This is a genomic window from Desertimonas flava (assembly GCF_003426815.1).
Lineage (GTDB): Bacteria > Actinomycetota > Acidimicrobiia > Acidimicrobiales > Ilumatobacteraceae > Desertimonas > Desertimonas flava.
Genome location: NZ_QKYK01000003.1, coordinates 1 through 12,943 on the forward strand (window position 1 = coordinate 1; position 12,943 = coordinate 12,943).

12 protein-coding genes are annotated in these 12,943 nt (G+C 70.6%); 6 read left to right on the plus strand and 6 right to left on the minus strand.

Annotated elements, in window-relative coordinates; genetic code table 11:
• Positions 1-206: 206 nt before the first annotated feature.
• Positions 207-887, minus strand: a complete 681-nt coding sequence (locus tag DN771_RS04605) for a histidine phosphatase family protein (RefSeq protein ID WP_116996179.1) — start codon at positions 885-887, stop codon at positions 207-209.
• 104 nt (positions 888-991) lie between these two features.
• Between DN771_RS04605 and DN771_RS04610 the strand changes: the two genes are divergently transcribed.
• Positions 992-1,771, plus strand: coding sequence for a DUF2510 domain-containing protein (locus DN771_RS04610; RefSeq protein ID WP_162941530.1), 780 nt, complete (start codon positions 992-994; stop codon positions 1,769-1,771).
• A gap of 10 nt (positions 1,772-1,781) precedes the next feature.
• On the opposite strand, the gene DN771_RS04615 is transcribed toward DN771_RS04610, so the two are convergent.
• Together DN771_RS04615 and DN771_RS04620 are read right to left on the minus strand one after the other, a co-directional pair.
• Positions 1,782-3,605, minus strand: a complete 1,824-nt coding sequence (locus DN771_RS04615) for an ABC transporter ATP-binding protein (protein WP_116996181.1) — start codon at positions 3,603-3,605, stop codon at positions 1,782-1,784.
• The gene (locus tag DN771_RS04620; protein WP_162941531.1) at positions 3,602-5,356 is read right to left on the minus strand and encodes an ABC transporter ATP-binding protein; all 1,755 of its coding nucleotides are present in this window, start codon (positions 5,354-5,356) and stop codon (positions 3,602-3,604) included. Before DN771_RS04620 ends, DN771_RS04615 begins: the two co-directional genes overlap by 4 nt.
• A gap of 207 nt (positions 5,357-5,563) precedes the next feature.
• Between DN771_RS04620 and DN771_RS04625 the strand changes: the two genes are divergently transcribed.
• The 3 genes from DN771_RS04625 to DN771_RS04635 all read left to right on the plus strand — a co-directional run bounded on the left by DN771_RS04625 (position 5,564) and on the right by DN771_RS04635 (position 7,523).
• Complete coding sequence (locus DN771_RS04625) at positions 5,564-6,082, plus strand: DoxX family protein (RefSeq protein WP_116996183.1); 519 nt, start codon at positions 5,564-5,566, stop codon at positions 6,080-6,082.
• A complete protein-coding gene (locus DN771_RS04630) occupies positions 6,079-6,702 on the plus strand; it encodes a hypothetical protein (protein ID WP_162941532.1) in 624 nt (207 codons plus the stop codon). The genes DN771_RS04625 and DN771_RS04630 overlap by 4 nt, the downstream gene beginning before the upstream one ends.
• A gap of 272 nt (positions 6,703-6,974) precedes the next feature.
• Complete coding sequence (locus DN771_RS04635; protein ID WP_116996185.1) at positions 6,975-7,523, plus strand: GNAT family N-acetyltransferase; 549 nt, start codon at positions 6,975-6,977, stop codon at positions 7,521-7,523.
• Between the two features lie 159 nt (positions 7,524-7,682).
• Here DN771_RS04635 and DN771_RS04640 read toward each other — a convergent pair whose 3' ends face one another.
• Positions 7,683-8,306, minus strand: coding sequence for an acyltransferase (locus tag DN771_RS04640; RefSeq protein WP_116996186.1), 624 nt, complete (start codon positions 8,304-8,306; stop codon positions 7,683-7,685).
• The gene (locus tag DN771_RS04645; RefSeq protein ID WP_116996187.1) at positions 8,303-9,190 is read right to left on the minus strand and encodes a CPBP family glutamic-type intramembrane protease; all 888 of its coding nucleotides are present in this window, start codon (positions 9,188-9,190) and stop codon (positions 8,303-8,305) included. Before DN771_RS04645 ends, DN771_RS04640 begins: the two co-directional genes overlap by 4 nt.
• A 19-nt stretch (positions 9,191-9,209) precedes the next feature.
• Here DN771_RS04645 and DN771_RS04650 point away from each other — a divergent pair, with 19 nt between their 5' ends.
• Positions 9,210-10,616 (plus strand): NAD(P)/FAD-dependent oxidoreductase, encoded by a 1,407-nt coding sequence (locus tag DN771_RS04650; RefSeq protein WP_116996188.1) that lies wholly within the window; start codon positions 9,210-9,212, stop codon positions 10,614-10,616.
• Positions 10,617-10,682: 66 nt separating this feature from the next.
• Here the strand turns inward: DN771_RS04650 and DN771_RS04655 are convergent, their stop codons facing one another.
• Positions 10,683-12,179, minus strand: a complete 1,497-nt coding sequence (locus DN771_RS04655; RefSeq protein WP_205528429.1) for an aldehyde dehydrogenase family protein — start codon at positions 12,177-12,179, stop codon at positions 10,683-10,685.
• Positions 12,180-12,189: 10 nt separating this feature from the next.
• Between DN771_RS04655 and DN771_RS04660 the strand changes: the two genes are divergently transcribed.
• Positions 12,190-12,906: an MBL fold metallo-hydrolase gene (locus DN771_RS04660; protein WP_116996189.1), complete on the plus strand. Its 717-nt coding sequence runs from the start codon at positions 12,190-12,192 to the stop codon at positions 12,904-12,906.
• The last annotated feature ends 37 nt before the right edge of the window (positions 12,907-12,943 follow it).

Here is a 12,943-nt window from a genome sequence, read left to right on the forward strand (position 1 = left end):
CGCCGCCTCGCCGACCGCATCATCCGACGCATGTGGAACGACACCCGCCAACAAGCCCAACCCATCGCCGCATGACCACCCTCCTTGACAAAGGAGCAACTCCGCCGCCGCCTCTTTCGTCTCCTCGTGCGAGCGAAGCGAGCTCAAATCATCCTCGCCGCAACGGAGCGAGCGAGCGCAGCGAGCGATGCGGAGTGAGGACGAAATCAGACTGTGCGCTGATCGGGGTCGAGGTGCTCGACGTCGGAGAGCGAGGTGAGGCTGAAGACGTAGCCGTTGCCGATGGGCAACGCGACGAGCCGGCTGATCGAGGCGTGGCGCATCACCAGGCGATCCCACTCCCACGGCGTGGGTGACAGCCCGAGCAGATGGCAGGTGACCACGGAGTTGGTGCCGGCGTGGGCGACCAGGCCGATCCGGCGCTGCGGGTCGTCGATCTCCCAGACCGGCAACTCGCCGGGCACCGGCCGGATCCCCCGCTCGGCGAGGAAGGCCGTGGCTCCGTCGCGGACCCTGGCGACGAACTCACTCATCGCCTCGCCGCCGTCGAGGCCGTCCCAGATCGCCTCCGCCGGTCGCTCCCGCAGCTCCTTGAAGGCCTTCGCCGCCCGGTCGGCGGGAACGCCGTGCCAGTCGGGATCGCGGATCTCCTCCAGCCAGGGCTCGACGACCTCGTCACGCCCGAGCACCTCGAGGATGGGCGCCGCGGTCTGCCGCGCCCGCTGCATCGGAGAGACGAAGATCTCGTCGAAGCGCTCGTCGACGAGCGCCTTGGCCAGCCGCCCTGCTTGCGTCTGCCCCAGTTCGGTGAGCGGAGGATTGACGATCGCCCGCTCGTCCTTGACCCATTCGGGTTGGGCGTGGCGCATCAGGACGAGTTCCGTCATGCGGGCCAGGCTACGGGGGCGTCACCGTCCGCTGGCGACCATTTCCGGGTCCGTGGCCGCGCCGTTCCGTCTGCCGGAGGGATCCGGCCTCTATGGTGCCGGGCGTGAATCAGCCGGGCCCGAACCCTCCCGGCGCGCCACCCCGCGCCGACTGGTATCCGGATCCGACCGGCCGCTACGAGTACCGCTACTTCAACGGTGTCACCTGGACGGCCGACGTCAGCCGCAACGGCGTCCGCAGCGTGGACACGGCCCCGATGCCGGTGCCCGGCACCAGCCAGCCTGCGAGCTGGGTCACCACGCCGGCGCCGCGGCGCAGCGGCAAGGCGACGGCTGCGCTCGTGCTCGGCATCGTCGCCCTCGCCCTGTCGTGGGTACCGTTCCTCTTCGTCGTCGGCGGGCTGTGCGGCATCCTGGCCATCGTCTACGGGGTCATCGCCCGGCGGGCCAACCCGCCCGATCCCAGAGGGTTCGCCGGGGTCGGCATCGTGCTCGGCGCGGCATCGCTCGTGGTGTGCGCCCTCGGGGTGTTCCTCACCGTCCTCGTGATGAACGAGGTCGACTCGTTCACCGACCCGCCCGACCACGACGTCGAGATCACCCGCTGTGCTCGCAACGGCTCGTCGGTCGACATCACGGGATCGCTGACCAACGTCGACGACCGCAGCAGCGAGTACCTGGTGTTCGTGCGCACGCGGGCCGGCGGCGAGATGGGCACGGCCGTCATCGACGTGGGCCGGGTGGCGGCGGGATCGACAGAGACCTTCACGGCGACGCTTCGACTTCCCGGCATCGACCCCGAGCGGGCCGCCGGCACCGAGACCACCTGCGTCGTCACCCACGTCACCGGGCCCTATCCGTTCGGCGTCGCCCTGTCGCCGTGACGGCGGCCGCTCAGGTCGGGGCGTCCTGCACCGACGTCGCCGCGATCCAGGCGTCGTAGAGCCGGGCGTACGCGCCGCCGGCGGCGACCAGTTCGGCATGGGTGCCGTCGTCGACGAGCTCGCCCCGCTCCATCACCAGCACCCGGTCGGCCCGCGCTGCCGTGGAGAGCCGGTGGGCGATGGCGATCGTCGTCCGCCCCGCCGCCAGACGTTGCAGTGCTCGCGAGATGCGCACCTCCGTGAGGGCGTCGACCGACGACGTCGCCTCGTCGAGCACCAGCACGTCGGGGTCCGCCACGCCGGCGCGCAGCAGGGCGACGAGCTGACGCTCCCCCGCTGAGAGCTTCTCGCCTCGCTCTCCGACACCGGCCATCAGCCCCTCGGGGAGGCTGCCGACCCAGTCGTCCAGCTCGAGATCGCGCACGACCGACTCGATCTCGGCGAGCGACGTCCCGGGACGGGCGAACCCGACGTTGGCGGCGATCGAGTCGTCGAACAGGAAGGGCTCCTGCGAGACGACGACGAGGCGGCGCCGCAGATCGGCGTTGTCGACGCGTGGGAGCGGCACGCCGCCGAGGTACACCTCTCCGACCGTGGGGTCGGCGAACCGGGCGATCAGGCGCCCGAGCGTCGTCTTGCCCGATCCGGTGGCCCCGACGAGCGCGACCTGCTGACCGGCTGGGATGGTGAGATCGACATCGCGAAGCACCGCTTCGTCCAGTGAGGTGGCCGTCCCCCTCGTGGGATAGGCGAAGCTCACGCCGCACACGTCGACGGCGAGCGGACCCGGAGGCAGCGGGATCGGATCGGTGGCGGCCGGCGGACCCACGGGCAGGTCGAGCACGCCGAGCACCCGGCGCAGCCCGGCCACCGCGCTCTGCGTCTGGTCGAGCACCTCGGTGAACTCGGCGATCGGCTCGAGGAACCGGTACGTGAGGAACATGAAGCCGACCATGGCCCCGGCGGTGAGGCCGGCCGACGGGCCACGGGCGACGCCGACCACGATCACGCCGGCCACCGTGAGCGTGGAGAAGATCTCGCCGGCGGGGTACAGCAGAGCGCCGATGATGCCGGCGCGGATCTGCGACTTCGCTCGCTTCTCGACCGCTTCGCTCGCCCGAGCGCCGTACACCTCACCCGCGCCGTAGGCCCGGATCGTCTCGGCGCCGGCGACCACCTCGCTGATGGACGCGAGCATCTCGCCGTTGTCCTCGCGGGCCCGCTCGTAGGCACGCACGAGGCGCTGTTGCATGGAGCGCAGCACGAACACCAACGGTGCGGCGAGGGCGAAGGCGACCACGGCGAGGATCCAGTCGTAGGCGAGCATCACCGACGCGACGAGCAGCATGAGCGGCCCGTTGAGCAGCCAGGCGAGGCCGCCCCATTGGAAGAACTGGGCCAGCGTCTCGATGTCGCTGGTGACCCGGGCGACGAGGGCGCCGCGGCGCTCCTCGTTGTGGTCGGCCAGGCTCAGTCGGTGGATGTGCGACACCAGGCGACCACGAAGATGGAACAGCGCCTGCTCGCTGCGGGCGCCGAGACGGAGGATCGCCTGGCGGCTGGCGAGACCGGAGATGAGCAGGGAGGCGGCGGCGATGGCCGCGAGCACGGCCACGAGGCCGACGCGGACGCCGCCATCGTTGACGATCCCCCGGTCGATCGCCTGCTGCAGGAGGATGGGTAGGACGACGCGCCCGGTCGCTCCGATCGCGGCGAACATCCACGTGACCCCGAGGCCCTGCCGCAGGACCGGAGCCTCCTCGAGGCCGCGGCCGATCGTGCGGGCGGCAGAGAAGCGCCCGACGGGCTCGGCGAGCACGGTCGGCGCGGTCACGCGCCGCCTCCGACCGCTTCGGTCACCGGGACCAAGGCGTCGCTGTCGGCGCCCTCGCGGTCCGCCTCGAACGCCTCCATCAGCTCTCGGTAGGCGGCGCTCCGGTCGAGCAGCTCGGTGTGGGTGCCGTGGTCGATAACCCGGCCGCGCTCGAGGTACACGACGTCGTCGGCGAGGGCGATCGTCGACGGCCGCGACGCCACCATCAACACCGTGGTGGTGTCGAGGGCCCGGCGCAGGTTGGTGAGCACGGCCCGCTCGGTCGCCGGATCGAGCGCCGAGGTCGTGTCGTCGAGCAGCAGCAGCGTCGGGTGCCGCACCAGAGCCCGGGCGAGGGCGACCCGCTGGCGCTGGCCACCGCTCAGGCTCACACCGCGCTCGCCGACGACGGTGTCCAGGGCACCCGGCAACTCGGCGACGAAGCGGTCGGCGAGGGCGAGCCGCAGGGCCGCCCAGATCTCCTCGTCGCTGGCGTCCGTACCGATGGTGATGTTCTCGCGGATGGTGCCGGCGAACAGGAAGGCCTCCTGGAACACGATGGCCCGCTCGCCGGCACTCGTGGCCACCGTGCCCGAGTCGGGACCGACCAGCCCGGCCGCCAGCTCGACGAGCGTGCTCTTGCCCGAACCGGTTGGCCCGACGACGGCGACGATGCGCCCGGCGGGCACGACGAGATCGATGTGGTCGAGCGCCGGCGCCTCGGCCTGGTCCGGCCGGCCACCGACCGCGCCGTGGAACCGGAACGTGACGTCGTCGAGGCGTAGGCCGATACCAGCCGGTGCCACGTCGATCGACGCCAGCGGATCGGGCTCGATGGGCTCGTCGAGCACCTCGCGTACCCGCTCCCAACCCGACAGCGAGTGGGGCATCTCCGACAGGGCGAAGCCGATGATGCGCAGCGGGAACACCAGCAGCGTGAAGAGGTAGACGAAGCTGGAGAGCTCGCCGACGGTGACGGCACCGCTACGCACCCGGTACGCCCCGACCACGACGAGGCCGACGTTGACGAGCGACGGCAGGACGTCGAGCAGCGCCTCGAACGTGCCGCGCAGGCGGACGGCTCTGACTCGGGCATCCCGCAAGCGGCCGGCGATCTCTGCGAGCCGGTCGGTCTCGCGCTGTTCGGCACCGTAGGCCTTCACCAGCTGCACGCCCTCGAAGCTCTCGTGGACGCCGGCCGACAACCGGCCCAGCTCGAGCTGGGCGGCGTCGAAGTGGCGATCGACGCGCCGCTGATAGCGGATGTTGGTGATCATCAGCAGCGGGAACACGGCGACGGCGACCCCGCCGAGCACGACGTCGGTGAGCAGCAGCCACACCGACGACACGACGATCATGAGGACCGTTCCCGTGGCGAACGGGATCGGCGAGAGCACGGCGATCGCCCCGTCGGTGTCGACGCCGGCGCGTCCGACGAGGTCGCCGTCGGGCCGCTTCTGGTGCCATGACACGGGCTGGGTGACGAGGCGGTCGACCACGCCGCGACTGAGCGACGAGGCGACCCGCCAGTTGGTCATGCCGGCGAACGTGCGGCGGGTGACGATGCCGGCGGCACGGACCAGGCCGACCACGACGACGAACGTCACACCACCGACGACCGCGGACGTGGCGACACGGCCCTCGTCGAAACGGGGAACGAAGACGTGGTCGATCACCCATTCGACGGCGACGCTCGATCCGACGGTGCACAGCGCGTACACGGCCGCGCCGGCGACGGCGACGCCGAACACGCCCTTGTGCATGCTGACCATCGCCACGATCATCCGCATGCCGCGCCGGAAGCGACCGGACCGGTCTGGTGTCGGAGTCTGCCCCACTCTCCGCTTGTCTATCGGCTCCGCATCCCGGTTCGATGCCTCGTTTCGGGCGGCGGGCGCTCGGCCACGCCGTCGGCCCCCGCGATCCCCGGCCGGGGCGATCATGGGCTGGAACAGCGCGGTCTTGTACCCTCGACGCAGATGAACGAGCTCGACCACGTCAATTTCGCCCTGCTCGTCCTGCGCCTCTTCTTCGGGGTCGCCCTGGCCGCCCACGGGTACAACAAGGTCTTCGGCGGCGGTGGCCTCGCAGGCACGGCTCGTTGGTTCGGCTCGATCGGAATGAAGTGGCCGAACCTCCAAGCCCGCATGGCCGCCGGCACCGAGATCGGCGCCGGGCTGCTGTTCGCCGCCGGCCTGCTCACCCCGTTCGCCGCCGCCGGCGTCATCGGCCTGATGGTCGTCGCCGGGTGGTCGGTGCATCGCAACAACGGCTTCTTCATCGTGAAGAGCGGTTGGGAGTTCACCGCCGCCTTCGCCATCGTCGCCTGGGCCGTCGGAGCCATCGGTGCCGGCCGGTTCAGCCTCGACAACGCCTTCGACATCACGTTCGACGACTGGACGGGAGCACTGATCGCCGCGCTGCTCGGCGTCGGAGCGGGCATCGCCCAGCTCGTCGTGTGCTACCGCCCGGCGTCCGTCGCCACGGCACCGTCGTGAGCGGACTCAGCGAGCAGACCAGCGACGTGACCGACCGGGCCCCCCGGGGCGATCAACCCGCCGATGGCGGCTTCCCGCCCGAGACGGAATCGCCGGGCTCGAAGTGGTGGCGCATCCCGATGCTGCTGGTCATCGTGGGATTCGCCGCCTTCTGGGTCTGGGCGCTCTTCTTCGCCTCGAAGGAAGCGGTGAACAAGATCGAGGATCGCGGCTGGGCCGAGCGCGCCGAACAGATCTGTGCGACGGCGAAGGACGAGCGTCTCGAGCTGACGAACTTCACCGAGATCGACCCCGACGACCCCGCGCAGCGCGATCAGCTCCTGGCCATGGCCGACAACCTCGACGCCGCCACCAGCATCCTCGAGGACATGCTCGACAGCGTCGTGGCCGTCAGCCCGGTCGACCCCAAGGGCGCCGCCATCGTGCCCCTGTGGGAAGCGGACTACCGCACCTACCTCAACGACCGCCGGGTCTTCACCGACGACCTCAGGGCCGGCAACATCCGCGGCTTCTCCGAGACCGCCGTGGAGGGCATCCCGATCAGCGAGCGCATCGAGACGTTCGCCGGCGACAACGAGATGCCCTCGTGCGCCCCGCCCTACGACATGCCCAGCAAGTAGCACGCCGGCGTTCCAGTCGCAGTGGCTGACCTGACGGGATGTGCCAGGGCGGTGAGCGGAAAGGGCGTGCGAGGCGGAGGGCCGTCCGCTGGTCGCCGTCCCAACCGGAGGGTAAATACCGGACGCTTCGGTGGGGTATTTACCCTCCCGTTCGTACCTGGAGGTGTCCCGGCGGCGAGAGAGCGCCCGGGAGTGATCGAATCCGCAGCAGCTCGAGTGGGTGCCTCGTGACATCGTGGGCGGGTGGCGGCACGAGTGGACCTGCTGTAGCGATGCCATGCGGTAGCGAGCGCAGGGTCATCGAGAGCGAGCGGCTCGTCCTACGGCCGATCGAGCTCGGCGATGTCGATGTGCTGGTGCGCCTCGACAGCGACCCGGAGGTGATGCGCTATCTGACCGGTCGTCCGTCGACCAGGGAGGAGGTCGAGGCGGTCGTCGCCGAACACCTTGGCCACCGGTGGATCGCGTCGGACCGGGCCTCGGGTGACTTCGTCGGCTGGTTCGGTCTCGTTCCCATCGGGGACTCGTCCTTCAGTGTCGGGTACCGGCTCCGGCGAGAGCAGTGGGGCCGAGGTCTAGCGACCGAGGGAACCCGGCTGCTGATCGCGACGGCGTTCGACGTTCACGGGGCACGTCGCGTGACAGCAGAGACGATGGCGGTGAACACCCGCTCGCGCTCCGTCATGGAACGCTGCGGGATGCGTTACACGAGGACGTTCCACATGGACTGGGATGACCCGCTTCCCGGGACCGAGGAAGGCGAGGTCGAGTACGAGATCACCCGTGAGGAGTGGCAGGCGGCGCACTCCGGTGACCGCTGATCCTCGACAACCTCGCCGCATATCTCCAACGAATCAACGACTCACGACACTAGTAGGGCCTGAGTTCGGTGCTGTCGGGGCGGTAAGTGTGCAAGTTGCCGGAGTCGTCGCGGCGCACGGTGTATCCGTGAAGCGGGGACCGTCACGCGACCGTACCCCTCAGTGCGGGATGTGCTTGATGACCTTGGCGGGGTTGCCGGCGGCGACCGTGAACGAGGGGATCTCGCCGCGGACCACGCTGTTGGCACCGATCACGACGTGCTCGCCGATGGTCGCGCCAGGCAGCACCACCGTGCCGTGGCCCAGCCACGAGCCATTCCCGATCGACACCGGGCGTTCCGGCATCGTCTGCAGGGAGATCGGCCGGGTGGGGTCGTCGTAGCCGTGGTTCTGATCGGTGATGTACACGTGATGGCCGGTCCACACGTCGTCGCCGACCTCGATGCTGAGGTGACCGACGATGCCGCTCCCCTTGCCGATCAGGCAGCGGTCACCGATCCGCACCACCGGGTCGGTCAGACACTCCTGCCCGGGCACCATCCCGGCCGACAGCGTGACGTAGGGACCGATCATCGTGTGGGCACCGATGTGGATGTAGCGCTCGTTGAAGAGCGCGGCCGGCGGGAAGCAGATGACGCTGCGGTCTCCGAACCGGCCAAAGCGCTTGCCGCGGCGGGTCCCCGGACCGATCGCCCCGAGGCGTTGCACGCTCTCGAACCCGCGGTGCACGAGCTCGCCCGCCGCCCGTTTGACGTGGAGCATCGGGTTGAGCTTGCTGGTCATGACGCCTGGGCGATCGCCACGGACACGGCGACGCCGTTCATCACGGCGTGGGCGATGATCGTCGGGCCGACGCGGCGCAGCAGGTAGGAGGCGACGCCGAAGCCGATGCCCGACACGCTCAGGACGAGCAGCAACCCGATGTTGTCGCGCCCGAAGTCGGGATTGAAGTGTGCTGAGCCGAACAGCACGCCCTGCACGCCGATCGCCGGGATCGCCGGCATCTTCGACAGCAGGCCGCGCAGCACGGCGCCTCGGAAGATCGCCTCCTCGACCACGGGTGCGCAGATCACCGCGCTGACCACCAACGAGACGACCGCCGTGCGGTTGACGTCGGCGACGACGGTCGACAGGCCGTCGATGAGATCGAGATCGAGGTTGCCCCGGTACGGGATCCCGACCGCCTTGGCCGTGTTCAGCACGATGCCCATCGCCGCGATCGTGGCCAGCCAGATCAACGGCCCCCATGCGAGATCGACCCACCGAAAGCTCACACCGAGGTCGGCGAACGGTCGACCACTCCCCCAGCGCCTGCTGGCGTACCAGAGCCAGGCCACCGACGGTGCGTAGCCGACGACGACGGAGACGGCCATCAGGACCGGCACCGGCCAGTCGCGATCGATCAGGGCGTCGAGCAGGAAGCGGCTGCCGATCAGCGACCCGGCGAGGATCGCCACGGCGCCGATCACGACCGGGAAGGGCAGGCTCGGGTGCTCGACCGGAGGCGGTGGCGGCGGAGGTGGCAGCGGTGCGGTGTACGGGGACCAGCGGTAGCCGTCGTAGTAGCGGGCGAACGGCTGGCCGTACGGGTCGGGATACCATCCGGCCCGGGCACCCGTCGGCGGGGGGAAGAGTGTCGGCCGACGACCGGTGGGGTGCGGGAGCACCTGCGTAGCGTAGGCGTCGATGCCCCCGATCGAACCGCCGTCACTGTGGAACGCGACGTGGACGCGACCGCAGGTCGCACCCGTCGATCTCCCCCACGAAGCCGACGTCGTGATCGTCGGCGGCGGCTACACCGGGCTGTGGACCGCCTTCAGTCTGGTCACGAACGATCCGGCGACGAGGGTCGTCGTGATCGAGCGGCACCAGGTGGGATTCGGCGCCAGCGGACGGAACGGTGGCTGGTGCTCGGCGCTGTTCCCCCTGGGCCTCGACGACTTGGCCCGGCAGCACGGACGCGACGCAGCGGTCGCCCTCCAGCGGGCGATGTTCGATGCCGTGGAGTCGGTCGGCCGGTTCGCCGCCAACGTCGACACCGCGAGCGGCGGGGGTGACGGATTGTTCCATCGAGGGGGCACACTCACGCTCGCCCGGTCCGACCGGCAGCTGGCGTCGATCCGGCGGGAGGCATCCAGCGCCCGCCGGTTCGGCATCGGCGAGGACGACATCCGCCTCCTCGACGCCGCCGAGGCGAACGCCATGTGTGCGGCGACGGGCGTGCGCGGTGGGATCTTCTCGCCCCATTGCGCCGCTGTCCACCCCCTGCGCCTGGTGTCGGCGATGGCCGCAGCGTGCCGCGACCACGGCGTGACGATCGTCGAGGGCACCGACGTCACCGACATCACCCCGGCCACGGCGACCACTCCGGCCCGGGTCCACACCAGTCGGGGGGACGTGACGGCCGAGGTCGTGGTGCTCGCCACGGAGGCGTTCACCACGCAGCTGCCGGGTCACCGGCGTGACTGCCTGCCCCTGTACTCGATGATGATCGGTTCCGAGCCCATCCCTGACGAGCGGTGGGCGGAGATCGGCCTCGACGATCGTCCGACGTTCGCCGACGCTCGACACTCGGTGATCTACGGACAGCGCACCGCCGATGGCCGGCTGGCGTTCGGCGGCCGCGGCGCGCCGTACCACTTCGGTTCGACCATCGATCCCGTCCACGACACCGACGAGGAGGTCCGGCGCCGGCTGGTCGCCACCGTGGCCGACCTGTTCCCCTCGCTCGCCGACGTGCATTTCCCGTTCCACTGGGGCGGACCGCTCGCCGTGCCGAGGGACTGGCACCCCCACGTCCGCTTCGACCGGGCGACCGGCATCGCCAGTGCCGGTGGCTACGTGGGGGACGGCGTGGCCACCGCCAACCTCGCCGGTCGAGCCCTGGCCGACCTCATCCTCGGGCGCGACACCGAACTCACCCGACTGCCGATCGTCGGCCACCGGTTACGCCGCTGGGAGCCCGAGCCGCTGCGCTGGGCGGGGATCCGTCTCGTCGCCCTCGCCGCGCGCCGTGCCGACGACGCCGATGCCGCGGGCCGGCCTCGAGCCGCCGCCGTCTGGGATCGCGTCTACACGACCTTCCGTGGGTAGCCGCCCCAGCTTCCTGTACTGATAAATGCCCGTGAACGGGTCGAAACCAGTACAGGAACTCGACGGTCAGCGGTGCAGGCCCGGGTCGGTGATCGTCGCCCGGTGGCGAACGGTGTACACCGACTCCCCCGACAGCACGCCACCGCGGGCGAGGAGGCGGCCGTACTGCCAGTTGGCGAGGCCGAGCTCGGGGGTGTCGAGGGCGTACTGGCCGTCGACCCACCGCGTGAAGCCGTCACCGACGAACGGTGCGTCCACGGCGGCGTAGAAGCGATGGTGCTCGGCCTCGTCGTCGCTGATCAGAGACGCGACGAAACGCGGGCTGTAGCGGTTGTGGAGGGCGACGGCGCGGTCGACGTCGGGGACCACCACGAGCGACACCTCCGGTGACCGCTCCCACTCCCACTCGGTTCCGAGCTCGGATTCGTCGAGCTCGGTCGCCTGCGGCTCGTCGTGATCGCCGTCGGCTCGGGTGACCGTGACGATCCGCTCGAAGCGGTCGGCGGGCACATGACGACGCGACTGCGACTCGACGTGGACACGCGCAGCTGTGCCCAGCGCCTCGGCGGCACGATCGACGGCATCGAGGAAGACCGGTACGAGGTCGACTCGAGCCTCGGGGATGCAGCACACGTTGAGGGTGTTGCACACCTTGCGATCGAGCGAGTTGGCGACGGAGGCGGCGAAGCGTCCGGCGTCAGCCGACCGGCCGGCGACGAGCCACGCCCCGCCGGTGCCGTGCAGGCTCACCGGCGTGCCCGCCTGCCTGGCGACCGCGCCGAGTTGAGCGACGGCGGTTCCCGATCCACGGGCGACGGCGAGGCCGAGGTCGGGCCGGCCGAACAGCGCCCATCCCGACGCCCGGTCGCGCGAGCGTACGAGGCTCATCGTGCCGGCCGGGAGGCCGCTCGAGGCGAGCGCCGGTTCGACGGCGGCGGCGACGATCGCCTCGGCCGTTCCGAGGGCGTCGCTGCCGATGCGCATCACGACCGTGTTGCCGGTGCGCACCACGCCGGCGGCGTCGGCGAAGACGTTGGGGCGCCCCTCGAACACGAACGCCACCACGCCGAGCGGAGCGCGGCGGGCCTCGACCGCCCACCCCGCGTGCGGGAACGTGGCGACCTCGCCGTCACGGCGCAGCGTGGAGTCCCGCCAGCCCCGCAGGCCGGTGACCATGTCGGCCCGCATCGACGGGGTGAGCACCAGACGTGTGGTCGAGCGGCCCGCCGCCCGCGCTGCCTCGACGTCGGCGGCGTTGGCGGCGAGCACCGGCGCCATCGTCTCGTCATCGTCGAGGTTGGCGGCGAAGGCGTCGAAGAACGCTGTGATCTGGTCGTCGCTCACCGCTCCGAGCGCGGCGAATGCGCCGACTGCTGCGTCGGTCGCCGATGCCGCAGCCTCCAGCGCCGCTGACGGCACGTGGAGGAGGTCGCCGGTGGCCGCGATGGCCACCAGGCGATCGCCTGGGCGAAACGCCTCGGCCAGCTCCGCACTCACCTCGACCAGGCCGTCGCCGACCACCACGAGCTGCCCGGGTTCCAGTCGCTCCAACATCGACGGCACAATAGGCACCATGGCCACCGATCCCTCCATCTACTTCCGTCAGCTGCTGAGCGGGCGGGACTTCGCCGTCGGTGACCCGGTGGCGACGCAGATGGTCAACTTCGTGTACGCCATCGGGGACCGGTCCACGGGCGAGTGCGTGATCGTCGACCCGGCCTACGCCGTGGACGACCTGATCGACACGCTCGCCGCCGACGGCATGACGGTGACCGGTGTGCTCGCCACGCACTATCACCCCGATCACGTGGGCGGCTCGATGATGGGCCACACGATCGAGGGTGTGCCCCGGCTGCTCGAGCGTCTGTCGGTGCCGGTCCACGTCCAAGCTCCCGAGGCCCGGTGGGTGTCGAAGACCACGGGCATCGCCGAGAGCGACCTGGCGGCCCACGAATCAGGCGACGTCGTCCGGGTGGGGGGTGTGGCGATCGAGCTGCTGCACACACCCGGGCACACGCCGGGCAGTCAGTGCTTCCTCGTCGACGGACGCCTCGTCACGGGCGACACGCTGTTCCTCGAAGGATGTGGACGCACCGATCTGCCCGGCAGTGATGTCGGCCAGATGTACGAGAGCTTGCAGCGGCTGGCCACGCTGCCCGGAGGCACCGTGGTCTTCCCGGGGCACCGCTACTCGCTGCCGTCGAGCGGGACGCTCGACGTGATCCGCGAGCAGAACTACGTCTACAAGCCCTCGTCCAAGGATCAGTGGCTGACGATGTTCGGCAACTGATCGGCGGGCCGATCGCCGTATCGCCGCCAGGGCGGCG

Coding starts and splice junctions, on each gene's coding strand:
- DN771_RS04660 (WP_116996189.1), top strand. CDS start 12,190: ATGGCCACCGATCCCTCCATCTACTTCCGTCAGCTGCTGAGCGGGCGG.
- DN771_RS04620 (WP_162941531.1), bottom strand. CDS start 5,356: ATGGTCAGCATGCACAAGGGCGTGTTCGGCGTCGCCGTCGCCGGCGCG.
- DN771_RS04650 (WP_116996188.1), top strand. CDS start 9,210: ATGCCCCCGATCGAACCGCCGTCACTGTGGAACGCGACGTGGACGCGA.
- DN771_RS04625 (WP_116996183.1), top strand. CDS start 5,564: ATGAACGAGCTCGACCACGTCAATTTCGCCCTGCTCGTCCTGCGCCTC.
- DN771_RS04640 (WP_116996186.1), bottom strand. CDS start 8,306: ATGACCAGCAAGCTCAACCCGATGCTCCACGTCAAACGGGCGGCGGGC.
- DN771_RS04605 (WP_116996179.1), bottom strand. CDS start 887: ATGACGGAACTCGTCCTGATGCGCCACGCCCAACCCGAATGGGTCAAG.
- DN771_RS04635 (WP_116996185.1), top strand. CDS start 6,975: ATGCCATGCGGTAGCGAGCGCAGGGTCATCGAGAGCGAGCGGCTCGTC.